General features: G+C 37.4%; 19 protein-coding genes and 1 riboswitch. Of the genes, 14 read left to right on the top strand and 5 right to left on the bottom strand.

The annotated features are described in order from the left end of the window. Positions 1 to 12: 12 nt before the first annotated feature. Positions 13 to 179, bottom strand: a riboswitch (M-box (ykoK) riboswitch). A 203-nt stretch (positions 180 to 382) separates the two neighbouring features. Next, positions 383 to 1678: an AAA family ATPase gene (locus IGK27_RS12845; RefSeq protein ID WP_033626639.1), complete on the top strand. Its 1296-nt coding sequence runs from the start codon at positions 383 to 385 to the stop codon at positions 1676 to 1678. Between the two features lie 8 nt (positions 1679 to 1686). After that, entirely contained in the window at positions 1687 to 2319 is a 633-nt protein-coding gene (locus IGK27_RS12840; protein WP_002358972.1) for an RloB family protein, read from the top strand. Between the two features lie 66 nt (positions 2320 to 2385). Here IGK27_RS12840 and IGK27_RS12835 read toward each other — a convergent pair whose 3' ends face one another. After that, on the bottom strand, positions 2386 to 3378 hold the full coding sequence (locus IGK27_RS12835) for a biotin--[acetyl-CoA-carboxylase] ligase (RefSeq protein ID WP_002358973.1): 993 nt from the start codon (positions 3376 to 3378) through the stop codon (positions 2386 to 2388). 138 nt (positions 3379 to 3516) lie between these two features. On the opposite strand from IGK27_RS12835, the gene IGK27_RS12830 reads away from it, so the two are divergent. The 5 genes from IGK27_RS12830 to rpoC all read left to right on the top strand — a co-directional run bounded on the left by IGK27_RS12830 (position 3517) and on the right by rpoC (position 12282). Continuing rightward, positions 3517 to 3732 carry a zinc ribbon domain-containing protein gene (locus tag IGK27_RS12830; RefSeq protein ID WP_002354768.1) on the top strand — a complete coding sequence of 72 codons (216 nt, stop codon included), beginning with the start codon at positions 3517 to 3519 and terminating at the stop codon, positions 3730 to 3732. 173 nt (positions 3733 to 3905) lie between these two features. Next, positions 3906 to 4136, top strand: coding sequence for a type II toxin-antitoxin system PemI/MazE family antitoxin (gene mazE / locus IGK27_RS12825; protein ID WP_002354773.1), 231 nt, complete (start codon positions 3906 to 3908; stop codon positions 4134 to 4136). Then, on the top strand, positions 4136 to 4477 hold the full coding sequence (locus tag IGK27_RS12820) for a type II toxin-antitoxin system PemK/MazF family toxin (RefSeq protein WP_002354774.1): 342 nt from the start codon (positions 4136 to 4138) through the stop codon (positions 4475 to 4477). Before mazE ends, IGK27_RS12820 begins: the two co-directional genes overlap by 1 nt. Positions 4478 to 4847: 370 nt before the next feature. Then, positions 4848 to 8462 carry a DNA-directed RNA polymerase subunit beta gene (gene rpoB / locus IGK27_RS12815; RefSeq protein WP_002389470.1) on the top strand — a complete coding sequence of 1205 codons (3615 nt, stop codon included), beginning with the start codon at positions 4848 to 4850 and terminating at the stop codon, positions 8460 to 8462. A gap of 166 nt (positions 8463 to 8628) precedes the next feature. Then, on the top strand, positions 8629 to 12282 hold the full coding sequence (gene rpoC / locus IGK27_RS12810; RefSeq protein WP_002354777.1) for a DNA-directed RNA polymerase subunit beta': 3654 nt from the start codon (positions 8629 to 8631) through the stop codon (positions 12280 to 12282). Positions 12283 to 12331: 49 nt separating this feature from the next. Here the strand turns inward: rpoC and IGK27_RS12805 are convergent, their stop codons facing one another. After that, the gene (locus tag IGK27_RS12805) at positions 12332 to 13024 is read right to left on the bottom strand and encodes a prepilin peptidase (protein ID WP_002424913.1); all 693 of its coding nucleotides are present in this window, start codon (positions 13022 to 13024) and stop codon (positions 12332 to 12334) included. 108 nt (positions 13025 to 13132) lie between these two features. Here IGK27_RS12805 and IGK27_RS12800 point away from each other — a divergent pair, with 108 nt between their 5' ends. From IGK27_RS12800 to rpsI, 5 genes are all read left to right on the top strand, one after another. After that, the gene (locus IGK27_RS12800) at positions 13133 to 14653 is read left to right on the top strand and encodes a gluconokinase (protein WP_010830708.1); all 1521 of its coding nucleotides are present in this window, start codon (positions 13133 to 13135) and stop codon (positions 14651 to 14653) included. Between the two features lie 83 nt (positions 14654 to 14736). Continuing rightward, a complete protein-coding gene (locus IGK27_RS12795) occupies positions 14737 to 15456 on the top strand; it encodes a DUF5105 domain-containing protein (protein WP_010830707.1) in 720 nt (239 codons plus the stop codon). Positions 15457 to 15583: 127 nt separating this feature from the next. After that, positions 15584 to 16051, top strand: coding sequence for a Dps family protein (locus IGK27_RS12790; protein ID WP_002354782.1), 468 nt, complete (start codon positions 15584 to 15586; stop codon positions 16049 to 16051). 236 nt (positions 16052 to 16287) lie between these two features. Further along, positions 16288 to 16716 (top strand): 50S ribosomal protein L13, encoded by a 429-nt coding sequence (gene rplM, locus IGK27_RS12785; protein WP_048670019.1) that lies wholly within the window; start codon positions 16288 to 16290, stop codon positions 16714 to 16716. Positions 16717 to 16729: 13 nt separating this feature from the next. Then, positions 16730 to 17122 (top strand): 30S ribosomal protein S9, encoded by a 393-nt coding sequence (gene rpsI / locus IGK27_RS12780; protein WP_002354786.1) that lies wholly within the window; start codon positions 16730 to 16732, stop codon positions 17120 to 17122. A 314-nt stretch (positions 17123 to 17436) separates the two neighbouring features. Here rpsI and IGK27_RS12775 read toward each other — a convergent pair whose 3' ends face one another. Then, on the bottom strand, positions 17437 to 17658 hold the full coding sequence (locus IGK27_RS12775; protein WP_010830706.1) for a helix-turn-helix transcriptional regulator: 222 nt from the start codon (positions 17656 to 17658) through the stop codon (positions 17437 to 17439). Positions 17659 to 17758: 100 nt separating this feature from the next. Between IGK27_RS12775 and IGK27_RS12770 the strand changes: the two genes are divergently transcribed. Then, positions 17759 to 17998 carry a helix-turn-helix domain-containing protein gene (locus IGK27_RS12770; RefSeq protein WP_373419330.1) on the top strand — a complete coding sequence of 80 codons (240 nt, stop codon included), beginning with the start codon at positions 17759 to 17761 and terminating at the stop codon, positions 17996 to 17998. 286 nt (positions 17999 to 18284) lie between these two features. Here IGK27_RS12770 and IGK27_RS12765 read toward each other — a convergent pair whose 3' ends face one another. Together IGK27_RS12765 and IGK27_RS12760 are read right to left on the bottom strand one after the other, a co-directional pair. After that, the gene (locus tag IGK27_RS12765; protein ID WP_174089884.1) at positions 18285 to 18455 is read right to left on the bottom strand and encodes a type I toxin-antitoxin system Fst family toxin; all 171 of its coding nucleotides are present in this window, start codon (positions 18453 to 18455) and stop codon (positions 18285 to 18287) included. Further along, entirely contained in the window at positions 18455 to 19399 is a 945-nt protein-coding gene (locus IGK27_RS12760) for a helix-turn-helix domain-containing protein (protein ID WP_033626636.1), read from the bottom strand. Before IGK27_RS12760 ends, IGK27_RS12765 begins: the two co-directional genes overlap by 1 nt. A 250-nt stretch (positions 19400 to 19649) precedes the next feature. Here IGK27_RS12760 and IGK27_RS12755 point away from each other — a divergent pair, with 250 nt between their 5' ends. After that, positions 19650 to 23291, top strand: a complete 3642-nt coding sequence (locus IGK27_RS12755) for a hypothetical protein (RefSeq protein WP_010830703.1) — start codon at positions 19650 to 19652, stop codon at positions 23289 to 23291. Positions 23292 to 23783 lie beyond the last annotated feature (492 nt).

Below are 23783 nucleotides of genomic sequence, written 5' to 3'. Positions count from 1 at the left end.
CACAGCAAGCCAATCGGTTCTCATCGTCTGAGCTTTAGCACTATCCAACGTAAAGATTTCTCTTAGCTATTTTTAGAAGAGCCTTAATTCGACCATTCCTGTTTTACACATTGGTGTCTTTCGACATTTCTGCGCAATAGCCTATGTTTGGATAGGAGCCTCACCTAACAAGGTTATTTTATCTAACGCTAGAAGTATAGAATTTATGCAGCGGTTCTCACAATGAAGTTTAAGAAAATTTATTGTTTTTTAAATAAATTTAAAGGTGTGGGAGAAAAGTGTTATTTTGGGAAAGTTATTTTAAAAACGGAAAAACGTTTTACAGTATCTGATTTTAACGATATAATAAAAGAATAGATGAAAAAACGAGGAGGTGAACAGCATGCTAGTTAATTTTACAGTCAAAAATCTTCTATCTTTTAAAGAGGAACAAACACTTTCCCTACAAACAGGTGCGTATTTACGAAAGTATGTCAATAATCGTTTCGAAGTGAAACCTAAAAATTACCCAGAAAAACTAAGGTTACTGAAGAGTGCCATTATTTTTGGGGGAAATGGTTCAGGAAAATCAAATTTAGTGAGTGGGTTAAATGCATTAAAAACATTAGTTTTAAGAGAACAAGCTTCGATTAATGATGCTTTATTATATGAACCTTTTGCGTTAGACCCTCTTGCTAAACAAAGCCCATCTGTTATGACCATTGAATTTATTAATGACAGTGTCTTGTATCGCTATTCGTTAGCTAACACAGCGCGCGAAGTAGTTAAGGAATCTTTAGAGATTTATGACAAAACGCAGGATGATTTTGTTTATTATTTTAAGAGAGACGGTGCGGAATCTTCCGTTTTTCCAGAAAAATATCAAGAATACCAAACACAAATTAAGTCTAATTCGTTAGTTATCCATACGTTGGAATCAAAAAATGATCAGCACGCTACGAATGTCGTTCGTTGGTTTGCCAATCAGTTAGTTATTTTTGATGGATCTTTACGGAATATTGAACGGCTGAGCAATGAAAAAGACAAAGAGAAAGTCTTGAACTTTTTGAAACTTGCGGATATGAACATGGTTGACTTGGTTCCTGTGAAAGACAAAGAGGAAGATTACTCGAAACAAGAAAAATTAGCCGCTGTTTTAGAACGAATTATCCAAGAAAAAGCCCCGACCATTGAAATTGGTCGAGTCAAGAAAAGTCTGTATTCGCTGTACTCTGTTTATAACCAATATGACGAAATGAATCAAGTGGTCGGACAAGAACGTATTCATTATGATTTGGAATCTTCTGGGACAAAAAAATTAATTGGCTTAGCGCTAAATATTTTATTTAATCCAGAAGAAAAAGTTTTTGTTTTTGATGAATTTGATGATGCGTTTCATCAAGAGTTGTCAGGAACATTGTTAGAAGCGTTCAATGCCATGGAGACGAATACACAATTTATCTTGACCTCCCATGAACTTCATTTGATGGATAATCAATTGAGAAAGGATCAAATTTACTTCACAGATAAGAATTATCGTGGCGCCAGCGAATTATACGCTTTGTATGACTTTGAAGCAGACCCAAAAAAAGGTCGCGGAGATATCACATATTATCGCCGTTATTTAAATGGTCTGTTCGGTGGTGTTCCTCATATTGATCGAAGTGAAATCGTTCAGGCAGTGAAGGTAAAGGAGTAGAAGTTGGTATGCCAAAAATAAAAAGGGTAAAAAAAGGAAAGAAATTAAAACCAAATGTCATGATTTTTTGCGAAGGAGAAACAGAAGAAGCTTACCTTAGATTGATTAAACGAAAATATTCTGCAGTCAATATTAAAAGTAAACTCAAAGTAAAAACATGTAGACGTCAAGGAGAGGCGTTGGTCGAATACGCCGTTTCCTGTATTCGGAGTATGGGAAAAGCGGAGCGAGACAATTATGATTTGTTTTATGTTATGTATGACAAGGACGAACAAACCACAGAATCGATTGAAAACGCGGTAAGATGTGCACAACGACATCGTCCTGAAATCAAGACAATTTTTTCAAATGAATGCTTTGAACTCTGGTTATTACTTCACTTTGAGGAAGTCAATCGATACATGACTAGAGAAAATTTATATGGGAGATTAGAGAAAGTTCTGCATTTAAAAGACAGTTATCGAAATTTTAAAGGCGCAGAAGTATGTAAGTATCTTGAAGAAAAAGTAGCTATTGCTTTTCAGAATACGAATAAAAACTGGTTGTCTCCTTTAGAAGAAATGAAAATCAATGAAAATCCCTATACGAATTTCCCAAAAGAATTGTGCGAAATGTTAGCACAAAAAGAAGTTGATTTTTAAAGAGCAAGAAAGCATCTGTTTAAATTTAGACAGATGCTTTCTTGCTCTTTTTCTAAACTTCCCCACTTATCCTCGACGCCATTCACCAATCTGGTCCAAACTAATTTCCCCAGAAGACAACGTTTTGGCCGTGCCATCAGGCAACTGGACAATCAATTCTCCATTTCCATTAATGGTTGTCGCAACGCCGCGGAAGTCTTGCCCGTTTTGGGTAAAAGCGACGTCTTTGCCAATCACAAAGGAGCGTTGTCGGTATTCTTCTAAAAAGTCTTTCGTTGAACGTTCGTCTAAAATTTGATAAAAATGATTCCAAATGTTGGCGACTAATTCATTTCGCGTCGCCGTCGGTTCACCATCTGGGAAAAGAGAAGTCACTTTCTGCCGAATGTCCTCAGGAAATTCGGTTTCTGTAATTGAAAAATTAATCCCCATGCCGATGATGACATTGGAAATCTGCCCTGTTTCCACATTGCTCATGGCTTCCGACAAAATCCCGCAAACTTTTTTGCCATTTAAATAAAGGTCGTTGACCCATTTAATTTCTGTGTGAACGCCTGCCAGAGCATCCATTGCTCGAGCGACCGCTACGGCCATAATCACAGTATATTGGGCGATTTCTTCAAAATTTTGGTTCGGTTGAAGCACCATGCTCATGTAAATCCCTTTACCTGGCGTAGCGAAAAATGGTCGGCCGAACCTGCCCCGCGGCATTTCTTGCATGTCAGCAACAATCAATGTATTGTCGGGCGTCTGGTCTAAAATCGCCCGCTTAGCATCGGTCATGGTAGATTCAGATGTTTCTAGGACGGTAATTGTTAAAGGCGGTGTTTGTGGCCATAATGCCAACTGAATGCCTTCTGCAGAAAGGACATCTGATTTCTCAAGGCGATACCCCTTATTTTGCACGCTAGTAATTTGATAGCCATCTTTTTTCAATTCATTAATTGCTTTCCAAATAGCTGTGCGAGATAAGGACAGACGTTGTGCCATCTCTTCGCCCGAAAGGAATGCGGGCGTTTGTTTCATCAATAAAGTTAGGACTTGGCTTTTTGTCGACATATTTTTTCCTCCGATTCGTTATGCTTATTGTAGCGGAAAGGAAAAGGCTTGGTCAACTAGTGAAAAAATCCATCTTAGGATGGAGGAAAATGAAGCAGGCGTTTGCTATACTTATTTTATTGAGAAGGAGTGAGGGGAATGGAAAAGCAACAATATGTTTGTGAGAAATGTGGCAACATGCACTATGTGTCGGACCAATTTCAAGCAACAGGTGGGAACTTTGCGAAAATTTTTGATGTTCAAAATAAAAAATTTATTACAATTAGCTGTACCCAATGCGGCTACACCGAACTTTACCGCAGCCAAACAAGCGGCGGCATGAATGTCCTAGACTTTTTATTAGGTGGCGGTTAGTCAAAAACGAATGCATCTTTGCATTCGTTTTTTTGTGTGCGAATAGGAAGATAAGGGAAAATGCGTAATTATTTATTACGCATTATATAGTAAACTCAGTCACATTAAGTGTGATTTAAAATTCTTTCCATCATTGCAAAGGCATAGTATAATGAAGCGAAGGGAGTGATTTCATGCTAACAACTAAATCAAGAAGACAAGGAAGCTCGGTCGTTTTAACTTTACCCACTGATAATGGTAAAAAACCAAAAGTCGACCAAGAATATATTGTGATGTATTCTGACGACGGTACAATTACATTAGTCCCTAAAATTCAGGATCCATTTAGTGAAGGTCCAGAAGGTGAGTATTATGAAAAAGATGAGTGGCATGATCTTGCACCTGAGGGGAGAGAACTTTTTTAATGAACGTTGAAAAGAAGTACATTCCCAAAAAAGGAGATATTGTATGGATTGATTTTGATCCTGCTGCAGGTAAAGAAATTCAGAAGAGACGCCCTGGTTTAGTCGTGTCAAGATATGAATTTAATCGGAAAACCATGTTTGCTGTGATTTGCCCGATTACTTCCACCATTAAAAATATTCCCACTCGATATACGTTGCCCGATGACATAGAAACCCAAGGACAAGTAGTGATCTCACAACTGAAATCTTTGGACTTCACTGAAAGAAAATTAAGTCAAATTGAGCATTTGCCATTAAAAGATATGGCGAAAATTGACCAAATAATTGAATATATTTTCTAGTTGTTGAAAAAATGCGTAATTATTTATTACGCATTTTTTCATTAAAACCCTTTACAAAAAAACTCCTTTTTATGAAAAAGAAAACCTTAAAGAAACCCTTGACTTTTCTAGACAAAGGTAGTAGAATCTATAGAGCAAAAACTATCTGAAAGTGACGAAGCAGGAGCGAAATATTGTCCGTTCCGGTTTTTTATAGGAAAACAAAAGTAGAAACGCCAGAAAATTTTTCGGAAGCATGTTCTATTTTTGGTTTTTTTTTGCTTAAAAACTGCAAAAAATGCTTTTTGTTACATATATTTAATATATGTAACGTAAATGTAATTTTTCGGATCGGTGTTTTGATAGACTTATAACTAGAGGGGTGAAGAGCTTGGCTGGACACGTAGTAAAATACGGAAAGCATCGCGAACGTAGAAGTTTCGCACGTATCAGTGAAGTATTGGAATTACCAAATTTAATTGAAATCCAAACAGACTCTTATCAATGGTTTTTAGATGAGGGACTTCGTGAAATGTTTGAAGACATTTTACCAATTGATGATTTCCAAGGAAACTTATCCTTAGAATTTGTTGACTATGAATTAAAAGAACCAAAGTACACAGTAGAAGAAGCCCGCGCACATGATGCCAACTATTCTGCGCCATTACATGTAACATTACGTTTAACTAACCGTGAAACAGGTGAAATTAAATCCCAAGAAGTATTCTTCGGCGATTTCCCATTAATGACAGAAATGGGTACCTTCATCATCAACGGGGCAGAACGTGTTATCGTTTCCCAATTAGTTCGTTCTCCAGGTGTTTACTTCCATGGAAAAGTGGACAAAAACGGCAAAGAAGGTTTTGGCTCAACAGTCATTCCTAACCGTGGTGCATGGTTAGAAATGGAAACAGATGCGAAAGACATTTCTTATGTTCGGATTGACCGCACACGTAAAATTCCTTTAACTGTGTTAGTTCGTGCTTTAGGTTTCGGTTCAGATGATACCATCTTTGAAATTTTCGGCGACAGCGAAAGCTTACGCAACACAATTGAAAAAGATTTACACAAAAACGCAAGTGATTCTCGTACAGAAGAAGGCTTGAAAGACATTTATGAACGTCTTCGCCCAGGCGAACCAAAAACAGCAGATAGCTCACGTAGCTTGTTAACTGCACGTTTCTTTGATCCAAAACGTTATGATTTGGCAAACGTTGGTCGCTACAAAGTTAACAAAAAATTAGACTTAAAAACACGTCTATTAAACTTAACCTTAGCTGAAACGCTAGTTGATCCAGAAACTGGTGAAATCATTGTCGAAAAAGGCACAGTTTTAACACACCAAATCATGGAAACATTAGGCGAATACATTGACAACGGCTTAAACAGCGTAACTTACTATCCAAGTGAAGATGCGGTAGTAACTGAACCAATGACGATCCAAGTGATTCAAGTTCTTTCACCAAAAGATCCTGAACGTATCGTAAATGTGATTGGTAACGGCTATCCAGACGACAGCGTAAAAACAGTTCGTCCAGCAGATATCGTTGCTTCAATGAGCTACTTCTTCAACTTAATGGAAGATATCGGTAATGTCGATGACATCGACCACTTAGGTAATCGTCGTATCCGTTCAGTAGGCGAATTATTACAAAACCAATTCCGTATTGGTTTAGCCCGTATGGAACGTGTGGTTCGTGAAAGAATGTCTATTCAAGACACAGAAACATTGACACCACAACAATTAATTAACATCCGTCCAGTGGTAGCAAGTATCAAAGAATTCTTTGGTTCTTCACAGTTATCACAGTTCATGGACCAAACAAACCCATTAGGTGAGTTAACCCATAAACGTCGTCTATCAGCCTTAGGGCCTGGTGGTTTGACTCGTGACCGTGCCGGTTATGAAGTTCGTGACGTTCACTACTCTCACTATGGTCGTATGTGTCCAATTGAAACGCCTGAGGGACCAAATATCGGGTTGATCAATAGCTTATCTAGTTATGCGAAAGTGAATAAATTTGGTTTCATCGAAACGCCTTATCGCCGTGTTGATCGTGCGACAGGCCGTGTTACTGATCAAGTAGATTACTTAACAGCAGACATCGAAGACCATTATATCGTAGCGCAAGCGAACTCACTTTTAAATGAAGATGGCACATTTGCCAATGATGTTGTTATGGCGCGTCTACAAAGTGAAAACTTAGAAGTTGCCGTAGACAAAGTTGACTACATGGACGTTTCACCAAAACAAGTAGTCGCAGTCGCAACAGCATGTATTCCTTTCTTAGAAAACGATGACTCCAACCGTGCCTTGATGGGTGCCAACATGCAGCGTCAAGCGGTGCCGTTAATTCAACCACGCTCTCCGTGGGTAGGTACAGGTATGGAATATAAATCAGCCCATGACTCAGGTGCTGCTTTACTATGTAAACATGACGGTGTCGTAGAATTCGTCGATGCAAAAGAAATTCGCGTTCGTCGCGACAATGGCGCATTAGACAAATATATGGTTACAAAATTCCGTCGTTCTAACTCAGGAACAAGCTACAACCAACGCCCAATTGTTCACTTAGGTGAAAAAGTTGAAAAAGGCGATACTTTAGCGGATGGACCTTCTATGGAAGAAGGCGAAATGGCTTTAGGGCAAAACGTCTTAGTTGCCTTCATGACATGGGAAGGTTACAACTACGAGGATGCCATTATCATGAGCCGTCGTTTAGTTAAAGACGATGTCTACACTTCTGTGCATATTGAAGAATATGAATCAGAAGCACGTGATACGAAATTAGGACCTGAAGAAATTACCCGTGAAATTCCAAACGTTGGGGAAGACGCATTGAAAGACTTAGACGAAATGGGGATTATCCGCATTGGTGCTGAAGTTCAAGATGGCGACTTACTAGTTGGGAAAGTCACACCTAAAGGGGTTACAGAATTATCTGCAGAAGAACGTTTATTACACGCAATCTTCGGGGAAAAAGCCCGCGAAGTTCGTGATACGTCTCTCCGTGTACCTCACGGTGGCGGCGGTATCGTTCATGATGTGAAAATCTTTACTCGTGAAGCTGGCGATGAATTATCACCAGGTGTCAACATGTTAGTTCGTGTCTATATCGTTCAAAAACGTAAAATTCACGAAGGAGATAAAATGGCGGGACGTCACGGAAATAAAGGGGTTGTTTCCCGTATTATGCCGGAAGAAGATATGCCATTCTTACCTGACGGAACACCTGTTGATATCATGTTGAACCCATTAGGGGTACCTTCTCGTATGAATATCGGACAAGTACTTGAATTACACTTAGGTATGGCTGCTCGCCAATTAGGTATTCACGTTGCAACACCTGTTTTCGATGGGGCAACCGATGAAGACGTTTGGGAAACTGTTCGTGAAGCTGGTATGGCTAGCGATGCTAAAACAGTTCTTTACGATGGACGTACAGGTGAACCATTTGATAACCGTATTTCCGTTGGTGTCATGTATATGATTAAATTAGCCCACATGGTTGATGACAAATTGCATGCTCGTTCAATCGGACCTTACTCTCTTGTTACGCAACAACCGTTGGGTGGTAAAGCTCAATTCGGTGGACAACGTTTCGGGGAAATGGAAGTTTGGGCACTGGAAGCTTACGGTGCTGCTTACACATTACAAGAAATCTTAACTTACAAATCTGATGACGTTGTCGGACGTGTGAAAACATACGAAGCCATCGTTAAAGGTGAACCAATTCCAAAACCAGGTGTGCCTGAATCATTCCGAGTATTAGTGAAAGAATTACAATCACTTGGTTTAGACATGCGTGTCTTGGACATTGAGGAAGCTGAGATTGAGTTACGCGATATGGACGATGACGATGATGATTTAATCACCGTTGACGCACTAACCAAATTTGCGGAACAACAATCAGCGAAACAGCTGGAAAAAGAAGCAGAATCAGTCGTGAAAGAAGAAGCGCAAGACGTTGTTCAAGAAATTGAAACAGCCGAAGACAGAGACTAATTTGTCGCTACCACTCTGATGAGTTGATTCAACTGCGACTTTGTTGCAACTGCGCAAGTCATTACTTGTTCCAAGTGTCGTCAGACCTTCTTTCAAGTGATGCTTGCCATTTGCTAACAAGTTGCTGACTCAGCTTCTCTAAATAAGGAAATGGAGGGAATTCCTTTTGATCGATGTAAATAAATTCGAAAGTATGCAAATAGGGCTTGCTTCACCAGAAAAGATCAGAAGCTGGTCTTATGGGGAAGTTAAAAAACCCGAAACAATTAACTACCGTACATTAAAACCCGAACGTGAAGGGTTATTCTGTGAACGCATTTTTGGTCCAACCAAAGACTGGGAATGTGCTTGTGGTAAATATAAACGTATCCGTTATAAAGGTATTGTCTGTGACCGTTGTGGCGTTGAAGTCACTCGTTCAAAAGTACGTCGTGAACGTATGGGACATATTGAATTAGCCGCACCAGTTTCACATATCTGGTACTTTAAAGGAATTCCATCTCGGATGGGTCTTGTTTTAGACATGAGCCCTCGTGCATTGGAAGAAGTCATTTATTTTGCTTCATACGTTGTCATCGAACCAGGTGACACAACATTAGAGAAAAAACAATTGTTAACGGAACGCGAATATCGTGAAAAACGTGAACAATATGGCCAAGCCTTCAAAGCTGCTATGGGTGCCGAAGCCGTGAAACAATTATTAGATAACGTCGATTTAGATGGCGAAGTTGCGCAATTAAAAGAAGAATTGAAAACAGCTTCTGGTCAAAAACGGACACGTGCCATCCGTCGTTTAGACATCTTAGAAGCCTTCCGTGCTTCTGGTAACCAACCAAGCTGGATGGTAATGGATGTTATCCCAGTTATTCCACCAGATTTACGTCCGATGGTTCAATTGGAAGGTGGTCGTTTTGCAACAAGTGACTTAAACGACTTATACCGCCGTGTTATCAACCGTAACAACCGTCTAAAACGTTTATTAGACTTAAATGCGCCAAGCATCATTGTTCAAAACGAAAAACGGATGTTACAAGAAGCGGTCGATGCTTTAATCGATAATGGTCGTCGTGGCCGTCCAGTTACTGGACCAGGTAACCGTCCATTGAAATCTCTTTCTCACATGTTGAAAGGGAAACAAGGTCGTTTCCGTCAAAACTTACTAGGTAAACGTGTTGACTATTCTGGTCGTTCCGTAATCGTCGTTGGTCCGTTCTTAAAAATGTACCAATGTGGTTTACCAAAAGAAATGGCGATTGAATTATTCAAACCATTTGTAATGCGTGAATTAGTACAACGTGAAATTGCGACAAACATTAAAAATGCGAAACGTAAAATCGAACGTGGCGAAGATGAAGTTTGGGATATTTTAGAAGAAGTTATCCAAGAACACCCAGTTTTACTTAACCGGGCACCTACGTTGCATAGATTAGGGATCCAAGCTTTCGAACCTGTTCTTGTTGAAGGTCGTGCGATTCGTCTTCACCCATTAGTGTGTGAAGCCTACAATGCCGATTTCGATGGAGACCAAATGGCGGTTCACGTGCCTCTAAACGAAGAAGCACAAGCAGAAGCTCGTATGTTAATGCTTGCTGCCCAAAATATCTTGAACCCGAAAGATGGTAAACCAGTTGTTACACCATCTCAAGATATGGTCTTAGGTAACTACTACCTAACAATGGAAGAAGAAGGCCGTGAAGGGGAAGGCATGATCTTCCGCGACATGAACGAAGCTGTTTTAGCATGGCAAAATGGCTACGTGCATTTACACTCACGTATTGGGGTTCAAACAACACTTTTAGGTGACAAACCATTTACTGATTGGCAAAAAGAACGAATCTTAATCACCACAGTTGGTAAGATCATCTTTAACGAAATCATGCCTGTTGAGTTCCCTTACTTGAACGAACCAACAGACTATAACTTAACTGTTCAAACACCAGATAAATACTTCGTAGAAGCTGGTACAGACATTCCTGCACACATTAAAGAGCAAGAATTAGTTTTACCATTCAAGAAGAAAAATCTTGGAAATATCATTGCTGAAGTCTTCAAGAGATTCCACATTACGGAAACCTCTAAAATGCTTGACCGCATGAAAGACTTAGGTTACAAACACTCAACTTATGCTGGGATGACGGTAGGGATTGCCGATATCATGGTTCTTCATGAAAAACAAGCAATCATTGATGCTGCCCACAAACAAGTTGAAACAATTACTAAACAATTCCGTCGTGGTTTAATTACTGATGACGAACGTTATGAACGTGTAATCGGCGTTTGGAACGGTGCCAAAGACGAAATCCAACAAAAACTGATCGAAAGTATGGAAGCTCGTAACCCAATCTTCATGATGTCTGACTCTGGAGCCCGTGGTAACATCTCCAACTTTACACAGTTAGCTGGTATGCGTGGTTTGATGGCCGCTCCGAATGGACGAATCATGGAATTACCAATCATCTCAAACTTCCGTGAAGGACTTTCTGTCTTAGAAATGTTTATCTCAACTCACGGGGCTCGTAAAGGGATGACCGATACGGCCTTGAAGACAGCCGATTCAGGTTACTTAACACGTCGTTTAGTTGACGTTGCCCAAGACGTAATCATTCGTGAAGACGACTGTGGCACTGACCGTGGTCTTGAAATCGAAGCCATTCGTGAAGGTAACGAAATTATCGAACCATTAGACGAACGTCTATTAGGTCGTTATACACGTAAATCAGTTGTTCATCCAGAAACTGGTGCAATCATCATTGGTGCGGATCAATTAATCACTGAAGATCTTGCCAGAGAAATCGTGGACGCTGGTATTGAAAAAGTAACCATCCGTTCTGTCTTTACATGTAACACAAAACATGGTGTATGTAAGCACTGTTACGGACGTAACTTGGCAACTGGTTCTGACGTTGAAGTCGGAGAAGCAGTTGGTACAATCGCCGCTCAATCTATCGGGGAACCTGGTACACAGTTAACCATGCGTACGTTCCATACTGGTGGGGTTGCCGGTGACGATATCACTCAAGGTTTACCTCGTATCCAAGAAATCTTTGAAGCACGTAATCCGAAAGGACAAGCAGTGATTACAGAAGTAACCGGTGAAGTTATCGATATTTCTGAAGATCCTGCCACACGTCAAAAAGAAGTAACCATCAAAGGAAAAACAGATACACGTACCTATACTGTCCCTTACACTGCACGTATGAAAGTTGCTGAAGGCGACATCATCCACCGTGGTGCACCGTTGACAGAAGGTTCAATTGATCCAAAACAATTATTACAAGTTCGTGATGTTTTATCTGTTGAAAACTACCTATTACGTGAAGTACAACGTGTTTACCGTATGCAAGGGGTAGAAATCGGCGACAAACATATCGAAGTAATGGTTCGTCAAATGTTACGTAAAATCCGCGTAATGGATCCAGGTGACACTGAAATCCTTCCAGGAACATTAATGGACATCGCAGAATTTAAAGACCGTAACTACGACACATTAGTTGCTGGTGGCGTCCCTGCTACTAGTCGTCCAGTTTTACTTGGTATTACCAAAGCGTCATTGGAAACAAACAGCTTCTTATCTGCTGCATCCTTCCAAGAAACAACACGCGTGTTAACAGATGCTGCTATCCGTGGCAAAAAAGATCCATTACTTGGATTGAAAGAAAATGTTATCATTGGTAAAATCATCCCAGCTGGTACTGGTATGGCTCGTTACCGTAACATGGAACCAAAAGAAGTTGGCGTAGCTAGCGAAAACGTTTATAGTATTTCAGACATTGAAGCACAAATGGCTGCTGAAGATGCGATGAAAAACATCAATAAATAAACCCTAAAAAGCCGTAAGGAGCATGCTCCTTACGGCTTTTTTTTATTTGCTATAAGCAACTGATTGTGAGTAAGCCCAAACTTAAAAAGGGGACAAAGGGAAGTGTCTGTTCAACTGGATACCCCAAAAATTTACAGCTGTAGCCATAGATTAGGCCATAACTACTGGCAAAAAATAGTAGCATCAGCAACTGAGGTACCTGTAAAAAACAGCCCCACAAACCCAGTAACAAAAGATCCCCTCGCCCCATGGCTTCCGGAAAATAATGTAAGACGGCTTGGAAAAAACAAAAACAAAAAAGACCAGTCAGTAAGTAAAACGAATGCTGACCCGCCACTTTCAGCAAGCAAAGCACAAAAAAACTAGGATAAAGAATCTTCGGTTCAACCACTAAATACCAGTAATCAATCAAGGATAATGTGAAAGCGCTCGTCAGCCACCACCAGAGAATCAAAGCATCAATCGTCAGGCCAGCTGAAAAACAGCTTGCGGTTAAGCCGCCCATGACAAGTTCTGCTAAAAGATAACTCTTAGCTACTGGCTGTTGACACTTTCGACAACGAAAGCGCTGCAGCAAAATCGAAACAACTGGAATTAATTCATAGAGTTGTAGAGGCTGGTGGCAACCTTGACAGTGGGAAGGGGGCCACCACAAAGAACGCCCTACTGGTAAGCGCTCCGCCACTAAGCATAAAAAAGAACCGAAACAGGCACCAATCAAAAAGAGACTCAAGAAAAACATAGGTTACCTCCTTAAAAATAAACTACGCTTTTTTTAAACTTTTTCGTTTGACTAGACAAATCTTTTTTTGTTAGGAATAATAAAAGAAACAAGAAATGAGGGAATCAAATGGAAAAATTAGCGATTGGTGTCGACGTTGGCACTACGCAAGCCAAAGCAGTGGCTTTTCAACCCAATGGCACAGTCGTAGCTTCTAGCTATGTGCGTTATCCATTAATTCAAGAGACTGAAGGAATGGCGGAGCAAGACCCAGAAACGCTGTTCCAAGCTGTGGTGAACTGTATTCGAACCGTCACACAACAAGTGAAGAATCAACCAATTGGGCTCATTTCTTTTGCTTCAGCGATGCATGGCTTAATTGCCATGGATGCGCAAGGACGCCCATTGACCCAAGTGATTACTTGGGCTGACACACGAGCATCTGATTATGCGGAAGCGTTAAAAGAAACGCCAGCGGCCCAATTGTTTTATCAATTGACAGGCATGCCAGTTCATCCAATGGCGCCTTTGTACAAGATTCGCTGGCTGCAGGAAAATCAGCCAGCCGTTGCGCAGAGCGCGGCCAAGTTTATTGGGATTAAGGACTACATTTTTTACCGTTTCTTTGGCGAATACTGGACAGATTATAGTAGTGCTTCGGGGATGGGTTTATTTAATATTCACACGCGGCAATGGGAATCGTCGATTTTAGCGTATTTATCTATTGAGGAGGAACAGTTGCCAAAAGTTGCCCCGTCAACGTTCATTTTTCCAGCATTAGCGCCTTCTTGGCAAGAGATGCTTGGTGTTGAGGAGGAAACGGTTTTAGTTCTTGGTGGCGCGGATGGTCCATTGTCTAATTTAGGTTTGGGAGCGCTAGGAATGGGTGTAGCGACTTTGACCGTTGGTACGAGCGGCGCACTTCGGTATATTGTCGAAGAACCTTTTTTGCATCCGCAAGGTGAAACGTTTTGTTTTGCTCTAGATGAACAGCACTGGGTGATTGGTGGTGCAAGTAGTAATGGTGCAGTTGCGTTAGATTGGGCGAGCCAAACGATTTTTGCAGAAGAACGTCAGCAAGCTATCCAAAACGGGACCAATCTCTATGACCCAATTATGGCCCAAATTGCAACCGTGCCAGCTGGGGCAAATGGCTTACTGTTTCATCCTTATTTGCTTGGTGAACGAGCACCGCTGTGGAATGCAGAGGCGAGCGCAAGTTTTATTGGCTTGCGCAAAAATCACCATGCTGGACATTTAGCTCGAGCGGTGGTGGAAGGCATCTGTTTCAATTTAAAAACTATTTTAGAGGATTTGAAACAACTCGGTGGACCCGTTCAGGAGATTCGGGCGACAGGCGGCTTTGCTGATTCCCCTGTGTTCCGTCAAATCATGGCTGATGTGCTGGGAGAAACGTTATCGTTCACTGATAGCACCGAAGCTTCGGCATTAGGCGCTGTTTTGCTAGGTTGGCAAGGCTTAGGGCAGTTACCAAATTTGCAAGCAGCGGCGCAACAGGTGCTGATTCATGAAACGGTCACGCCACGAGCGGATCAATTGCTAGTTTATCAAGAACTGTATCCTGTTTTTCAAGAAACTCAACAAGTTTTAGCACAAAGTTATCAAAAATTAGCAGAATTCCGCAAATAATTGATAGTAAATAGCTTTGACAAATGGCTGAGAAGTTGCTTAACTAGAAGAGAGACGAAGACTTGAGGAAATGAGGATGAGGAATGAAGAAACAGCTACTACCACTATTTCTGTTATTCATTGGGGCGTTAGCAAGCTGCAGTGCACCGTCTCGTTCCGGCGAAAAAGCAGCGCAACAGTTGGTAGATTACTTTATTTATCAAGAAAAGCCAGCGACATTCTCTCAAACTTTTCGTGAACCGAAAGTCTTAGCGGAGCATTTGCAGACGAGCCGTCAACAGTTCCAGAAGCAATTTTTCAATAGCTTAAAAGAAATGAACGCTGAAGTCACCGAGACTGAAGCCCAGAAGCTTAGCGCAGAATTACTGGCTCAAGTGAAGAAAAAAGCGTCATATCACCTAGTAGCCACGAAAGAATTGAATGGGCAAGCGACAATCACTTTTCAGATTAAGGGCTTAGATTTTGTGACGGCGATTGAAGATACAACCACTGCTCTTCTTCAGCAAACGCAACAGGCAACACAAGCGCTAGACATGCAGCACACGCTAGCCGTTTTAAAAAAAGAAATCCAACAAATCAATGTCAGTCATGAGCCAGTTGAACTGCCATTAACGGTTAAGCAAGTAGAAGGACAATGGTACTTGCCAGCAGTGGAGCAACTGAGACTGAATCAGTTTTTTTTAGCTTTCGTCACAGGAAAAGAAGATACTGACGAGTTGACAGAGGCACTCGACACGATCCTCACTCAAGCGGAACAAAAAGTCGTCACTGCGGATGAAAAAACAGCGATTTCAGGAAATTAATTAGATTATTAATTGTAATTATTATAATTTGATAATAATTTTAAAAAAGAAAGGTTTTCAGTGTACTTTTTTCACAATTCATATTACACTAAGAGTGTAGAAATAATATTTAGGAGGATGACAAAGAATGAAATTTGAAAAAACAAAAGAAATTTTGAACCAACTCGTTGCAGATTTAAGCCAATTTTCCGTGGTAATTCATCAAACACATTGGTATATGCGTGGACCTGAATTTTTAACACTTCACCCACAAATGGATGAATACATGGATCAAATCAATGAGCAATTAGATGTTGTTTCAGAACGTTTAATCACATTGGACGGCTCTCCATTCTCAACATTGCGTGAATTCGCAGAAAATACAAAAATTGAAGATGAAATTGGTAACTGGGACCGCACCATTCCAGAACGTATGGAAAAATTAGTAGCAGGCTACCGTTACTTAGCAGACCTTTACGCAAAAGGAATCGAAGTTTCTGGTGAAGAAGGCGACGACTGCACACAAGACATTTTCATCGCAAACAAAACAGACATCGAAAAAAATATTTGGATGTTACAAGCCAAACTTGGCAAAGCGCCTGGTATTGACGCATAATTTAAAACAACTCCCAAAGCCGCTGACGTTGACGTTGGCGGTTTTTTTCTGTTTAAAAGGCACAAAAAAATAAGTGAAAATCTATTTTCTGAAAGCGCAGAAAAACATTGACTTTATCAGTGATTGAAGGTAAAATATTAAATGGTATTGTTTGCCCCACAATGAGCCCCGGAAACTCAAGTGTATGTCAAACATCGAAAACAAAATTGGAGGAAAGAAACGTGCGTACAACATATATGGCCAAAGCTGGCGAAGTAGAACGTAAATGGTACGTAGTAGATGCAACAGATGTTCCTTTAGGACGTCTATCAGCAGTTGTTGCTTCTGTACTACGTGGTAAAAATAAACCAACATTCACACCACATGTGGATACTGGAGATTTCGTAATCGTAATTAACGCTGATAAAGTAAAATTAACAGGTAAAAAAGCTACAGACAAAATTTACTACCGTCACTCAATGTATCCTGGAGGATTAAAATCAGTGACTGCTGGTGAATTACGCGACAAAAACTCTCGCCGTCTTATCGAAACTTCTGTAAAAGGTATGCTACCTAAAAACACTTTAGGACGTAAACAATTTACTAAATTGAACGTATACGGTGGAGCTGAGCATCCACATGCTGCACAACAACCAGAAGTATTAGATATCACGAACTTAATTTAAGGAGGGAAATTCATTGGCACAAGTACAATATAGCGGCACAGGCCGTCGTAAAAATGCAGTTGCCCGCGTACGCTTAGTACCAGGTACTGGTAAAATTACTGTAAACAAAAAAGACGTAGAAGAATATATTCCACATGCTGACTTGCGTGAAGTTATCAACCAACCATTTGGCGTAACTGAAACAAAAGGCGCTTACGATGTAATCGTAAACGTAAACGGTGGTGGCTATGCTGGACAATCAGGAGCTATCCGTCACGGAATCGCTCGTGCATTGTTACAAGTAGATCCTGACTTCCGTTCTGCTTTAAAACGCGCTGGGTTACTTACTCGTGACGCACGTATGGTTGAACGTAAAAAACCAGGTCTTAAAAAAGCTCGTAAAGCTTCACAATTCTCAAAACGTTAATTACTTGGAGTCGTTGCGAACGTGTTCGCTTACGAAAACAATCTGGGACGAAGATTTCCTTGGAAATCGAGTGCCACTCAATTATCATTTTGAAAGACACTTTCCAATTTGGAAAGTGTCTTTTTTTGTTGTAGCAGTTACAGTATTATTTCTGCTATACAAGTCTTATAGACTGATTACACGCTTATCTTTATTACCAATAGAATGACGGATCCTGATTTCAAAATTATACGCCTCCTAAAAATACACTTATGCAGAGGATAAATTTCTTTTTAGTTAATTTTGTAATTTTGTTCACTTACATATTTTTCTGTTTAACTTTCATTAACAACGAATATATCCTCAATCCTCACATGGAAAAATTTAGCAATCCTAAAAGCTAATAATAAAGAAGGATTATAGCAATTTTTTTCTAATTGAAGAATGGTTTGTCTTGAAACACCGACCTTTTCTGCAAGTTCTTGTTGAGTCATGCGATGAATTGCTCTATATGCATGGATAGAACTGACGAAATTTGCTTTTTTTACTTTACTCATAAATACACTTCTTTTATATAAAATGCATGTCTATACGAACAACACTATAAAAATAGTTTACTATACGATGTTTATATAGACAACATTTAGAAAGGAGAAAATGACTATGAGTCAAGAAAAAACATCGGTTAAAGTAGAAGTATTGATTAATGACTTACTAGCTGAAAGAAATATGTCTCTGAGAGAACTAGCGAGATTGTCAGGTATTGAACCATCTAATCTCAGTAATCTTGCGAATGGCAAGCGAAAAAGAATCTATTTGGAACACATTGAACGTATTGCAGATGCTTTGGAGATTGATGATATATCCAAGGTTATAAAATTACGAAGACTTGACTAAAAAATATAGATTATATTAATATATTTACTTATAGCTTTGTATTAAATGAGAAGAGTAGCAAGCTGTTTTTCTTACCTCCAAGGTATATTAAAGAATATGGTAAAATATTATTGAAACGTTTAATGAAATAGGATTGTTGCTTTTTCACTCTATTTTTGGTACTATGATGGTGCGAAACGATAGTCGCTTTATCAATATTACACAAAAACCACTCTACGGCGAATAGAGTGGTTTTTCTTTACATTCGTTGCGACGACGAATGTGTGAGTTAGAAGGCAACCTGCTTTTAGTCATTGTCGTTCTCATCTAACCAGTGAGAAAAAAGTTTAATAACAATACCTACAAATATAGGCGCAATGACTAACGATAGAAGCTCATCCAATATTACACACCCCCCTTGGGGGCAAGTTGCCGAGATTAGTATAGCATAGAGAAAGATGAAAGAAAATGAGAACATCACCACCCCCATCGTCTTTTGACATCCTTTTCGAGCTTTTCTTTGGGGATAATTTCTGTATTTAGTTGTTTGATAAATTTTTTTGTATCGTGGTTGGAATATATATTTCCTTCTGAAAACATAGAAATACGTTTTTGTTCTTTTTCAAAAAATGTCAACTGGTTTAGGCAGTCTACATAATTGTTTATCCTCTCTTTTTCAGATTTTATTTTTTGATAGAAATTATTGCTGCTATGTTCTATGTAACCTCGATTCTTAATGATTGATGTTTTAATTAATTCATTTTCTCTATTAGAATATTTGTAATTATTTACTAAAAACTGTAAATCTTTTAAATTTACTGCTCTAGGCTCTAAGTATGTTTGTAAATCTTTGTCCGTATAAGAGTTGATATTTATAACTATTTGAGTAAATCCTAATATTAAAGCATAGTTCTCTAGTTGAATAATAAATTTTTTATAGAAATTATAGAAATCATCAAAGTGAAAATTTTCACTTTTTTTATATAAATCAAAATCTGTTATCTCAAATGTTAATCCATATAAAGTAGTATTGATTCGCATATTTCCTGAAAAAGAAAACTTTTTGAAATATCCTTTGGAATAAATATTCAAGCATTGTTTTGACGAATAAGGATGATACTTGCATGAAATATGAAGGTTTTTAGAAAGTAAAGATTCTAATAGATCCAAATTTTCATGATTAAAACCTTTATTAGGTAGGAATGCTTGTAAGCACTCTTCACGGGTATATATTGTTCCAAATTCATCAAAAGATACGTCAAAATATTCTAACAACTCAGTTAATACATTAACGGAAATATCATGAATTTCATTGTTTTTAATCTTACTAATAGCTTGCCGAGATATTGCAGTTTCTTTTGCTAGTTTGTGGTTACTAATATTTCTTTCTAGCATTAAATCTTTCAGTCTATTTTTATACATATTCATCACCTCAAAATGAGTTTAGCAAAAGAAGAAAAAAATTAAAACTGTAACTTAAGTAGGCAAACTGTAAAATGAATCAAATTTTTAGTTGATGTTATAAGGTTTCTGTTCAATGAAAATATGATAAACTATATTTTATAGGGAAAGTACACAATAAAATATATAATGGTATAGAAAGTTGTTACAAACGAAGTACTATGAGCTATTCCAGTAGCAGTTTTGATGTGGATAGATTAGGAGGGGGAAAATGTCAAGGTTGAATAGAATTCAAAATGAAATCAAACAACTAGAGGGAGGGAAATTTCAAAAATTATGTGATAGTTATCTTTATCGTAAAAGAAGTTGGGGAAATATCGTATCTCTAGGTTCTATGGAGGGGACTGATAAGACAACAAAAGGAATACCTGATACATACTTCTTTGATAATCAAATTAATAGATACGTTTTAGTTATGTATGGTACGAGAGCAGACTCTACAGCTAAGTTAGAGATAGATATTAAAGAAGCAATTGAAAAAACAAAAATTAGCAAAAAAGATATTCAAGAAATAATTTGTTGTCACACCTCTTCTAATTTAACTGTAGCAAAAGATAAAGAGCTCAGAGAGTTGGCTGGTTCAATAGAGCTAACTCTCATTGGTATAGACACATTATCCCACGACCTTCTTCAGTTTAAATATCAAGATATTACAAAGGAATTTCTTGGAATAATAGAATCAACGGAGCAAGTTTGGAATATAGAACAATTTATTTCCGTTCATGATAAAAGTAAAACTAATGCTCCTCTAAATACCTCTTATATTGATGAAACACAAACAATTGAAGAATTGGTAGAAGGCCTAAATGATTATCAGATTCTTTTACTATCCGGAGTATCTGGAACGGGAAAAACGAAGCTAGCTATTGAGATATGCAAAAGATTGCCTTTAAATAGTAATGTGATTTGTGTTAAAAGCAATAGTATGCCTGTTTATCAAGATGTTAAGGATGCATTAGATAGCAATAAAGTAAATTACTTATTTTTAGATGATGCCAATACGATCACTAATTTCGATGCAATTGTTAATTTGTTGAGATTAGAAGAGTATGAACAGAAGTTGAAAATTATTATTACTGTAAGAGACTATGCACTTTCAGGAATTATTAATCAGTTAAAGTCTTTTAAAACAAAAATACAAAAAGTGACTTTAATGAGTGATAAACAGATTGAGTTACTAATCAACAGTATAAATAAAGTTTCTACTAGTAACTTGAGAAAAATAATGAAATTATCTCATAATAATCCTAGAATAGCAGTAATTGCAGCTATTATGACGAAAGAAAAAAAGTATGAATTTATTGATAATGAAAAAGAGGTATTAGGTAGTTATTATAATCAAATTATCAAAGAAAATTCTCTTTCTCCAAATGAGAAAATCAGTTTGTTTATTTTGAGTTTTAAACATAAGTTGAATTTGACTGATAAAGAATCTTTGGGAGAATTGCTGAAATTTTTTAAAATAGATTTTGATAGCTTTTTACTTGCAATAAGGCAATTACACGATAAAGAGTTATGTGACATATTTCAAGATAAAGCGGCTAAGATCAGTGACCAAAGTTTGTCTGATTTTGTGATAATAGATTTTATTGCAGATAACAAAGTTTTTAAAGTAAGAGACTTTTTCATCAGTTTGTTCCCTGAAAATGCAAAAGAGATTGTTGAGATGCTTGTACTTGTTAATAATTTTAAATCCTCAAATGACTGGATAGATTACTTAACAGCTGAGATAAAGTATGTCTATAATGAAGGTATTATAGATGTGGATAAAGAACGTTTTCTAACACAATACGGGGTATTAATACCTATTGAAGCACTTGCCTACGTTAACGAGAAGATACAATCTGCTAACCCTAGTGAGTATCAAATATCTCAAAAAGAATTTGAAGAGAAAAAAAGAAATAATCGAGTCGATGATCCGATTATTGAGATTCTTTGTTCATTGTCAAGCGGTGAAAGATTTAATGATGCTGGTATACTTCTTATGGAATACTTAAAAAGGAGACAGGATAAAGTTTATGAAGTTTTTTCAGCGATCAAATCGAATTTTGATATTGAAGAGGATCGGAATTCTTATCTAGAAAAAAGATTTTGTATTTTTGAAATTTTCTCAAAACAAGAAACTATTAATGAGTTGACAGCATTGCTAATTGTTAATATTGCTGAAAAATTTTTAGAGTTTTCTGGGGAAAAGTTAATTTCTTATGGTCAAGCAGGGGGCTTTAGGCACTACAGATTAGTTGATGGAGATTACCTAATTGAACTTCATACAAAAATATTTTATATGCTCTTTGAAATTTTTAATTTGGAATATGTAGAAGTTAATAACCATATAGATAAACTATTATTTAATTATCCAGTCTATGAAGTGGAGAACTGTTTTTTAGAAACAGTTAGTTCGGATTTAAAATGTATAGAAAATCTTTTTTTTAAAGATTTGAGTAAGCCAGGTGTTAGACAAGAAGCGATAGTATTCAAATTGAATTCAGAAGCAAAGAAGCTAAAACTGAAATCTCAGCCATTCTTTGAATATGAACCATCAATTAGGCAAAAAATTTATGAGATATTTTCATCTAATGGGCTAGATTATATGGCAGAGGAATTTGACTATGAAAAGATTCAAAAATTAAGAATAAAAAATCTTAGTGAAGTTTTTGGCGAACATTCTAATGACTGGTTATGGTTGTTTAATGTACTTGCGGAATACCAGTCAGATGAATTACTAAATAAATATGAGTTGGAAGAATCACTACTTTTATTGTACTTAAAATTGAACGTAGAAGATAAAGTGAAAATGTTAACAGTTCTATTGAATAGTGATTTCGTTCTCTCGTATTACAACTTTAACTTTTACATGGAAAAGTTATCATTTGAAGAAGGTAAAAATATTTTAAGTAGCATTGAAAAAGAACTTGATGAAAGATGGTATCTTTCCAATCTGTTAACATGTAAAAGTATTAATAAAGATAGGATACAAGAGCTTATCTTATTTTTAAAGGAACTTAAAAATTATGAGAAAATAAATACTTTTAATATTTTATCTTTTGAAAATTATATTGAAAAAGATAGAGCTATTTTAGATGTTTTAAGGAATAAGCTTGGAGAAGGAAAAATATTGGGACGATTTTTCATACCTGATTATGTTTTTGAAGATATTGCAAAAAGAATTATAAATATAGTGGGCTACAAAGATTTAAAAGAAATATATTTAGATATTTTAGGTAGTGAAGAAGTTGATAAATCAGGAGAAATTTTCAAGAGTTTATTAGAAGAGCAAGATATTAATTTTATTTATTTATTTCTTGTGAAACTAAATGCTTTAAGAGGAAGTTTAAGTTTTGCCAAATATGATGCTCAATTAGAGCGCATATGGACATCCGAAGTTGCAGAGGATGGGATTAGAAAGTATTTAGACTTTTTAATCCGAGAAAATCGTGTGATTTATGTTGGAGTAGACCCATATTTGGAAGGAATATTCAAAGCAAATACTGAACGTGCTTTAGAGTTTGTAAAAGCAGAAGTGCTTGATACTGAGGATGAGAATAGATTGGTTAATTTGTACAATCTGTCTCTTGAAATATTTGATGATGAGGTATTACTACAGTTATTCGAATTGCTCAAAGATAAAGATATTGACGCTCCTTTTTTTGAAAAATTATATTTAACCATGCGTACACATAGTTGGACAGGTAGTTTAGTTCCTTTATTGGATAAAGAAATTAATTTCTTGAATAGCTTGCTTGATATTTTTGAAGGTATAAAATATATTTCACATGCTTTAGTTATTACAACAAGGATAGATTCACTTAGAAAACAAAAAGAAAAAGAACTTCTGTCGGACTATTTGAGATAAATATATAGATATGATACTCTTTAAATCTCTGTTTTAGTTACTAAAAATGAACGATAAAAACGTGAAATATATCTTCTGATTTTTATTTTATTATTGTTCTGATTCACGCATATTTTTGGGTTCGTCTTGAGGTATGATGGTCTTAAAATGTGCTGAAATTCATTTTGAAAAATTGTTTAATCTATTGCTGTTAAAGGATTCTTTAACTATTTCAAAATCTCTGTCACAAAATCAGATCTTAAAAAAGCCCGTAAAGCTTCACAGTTCTCAAAACGTTAATTATTTGGAGTCGTTGCGAACATGTTCGCTTACCAAGAGAATAATTGATTCCGATTTCAGCAAGTATCCTCATTCCGAATAACGCACTTACGCAAATGATACATTTCTTTTTAGTTGATTTCCTCATTTTGATTGCCGCTATTTCTTTTTTCTTTGAATTCATCATACGTTTTTGGGAGATATTTCTTTATTAACTTTTTCTCTCTTGCGTTT

Origin of the sequence: Enterococcus sp. DIV0236 (assembly GCF_050558525.1) — a bacterium.
In the GTDB taxonomy this organism is placed as follows: Bacteria; Bacillota; Bacilli; order Lactobacillales; family Enterococcaceae; genus Enterococcus; species Enterococcus faecalis.
This window is presented reverse-complemented; position numbering and strand designations above follow the sequence as displayed.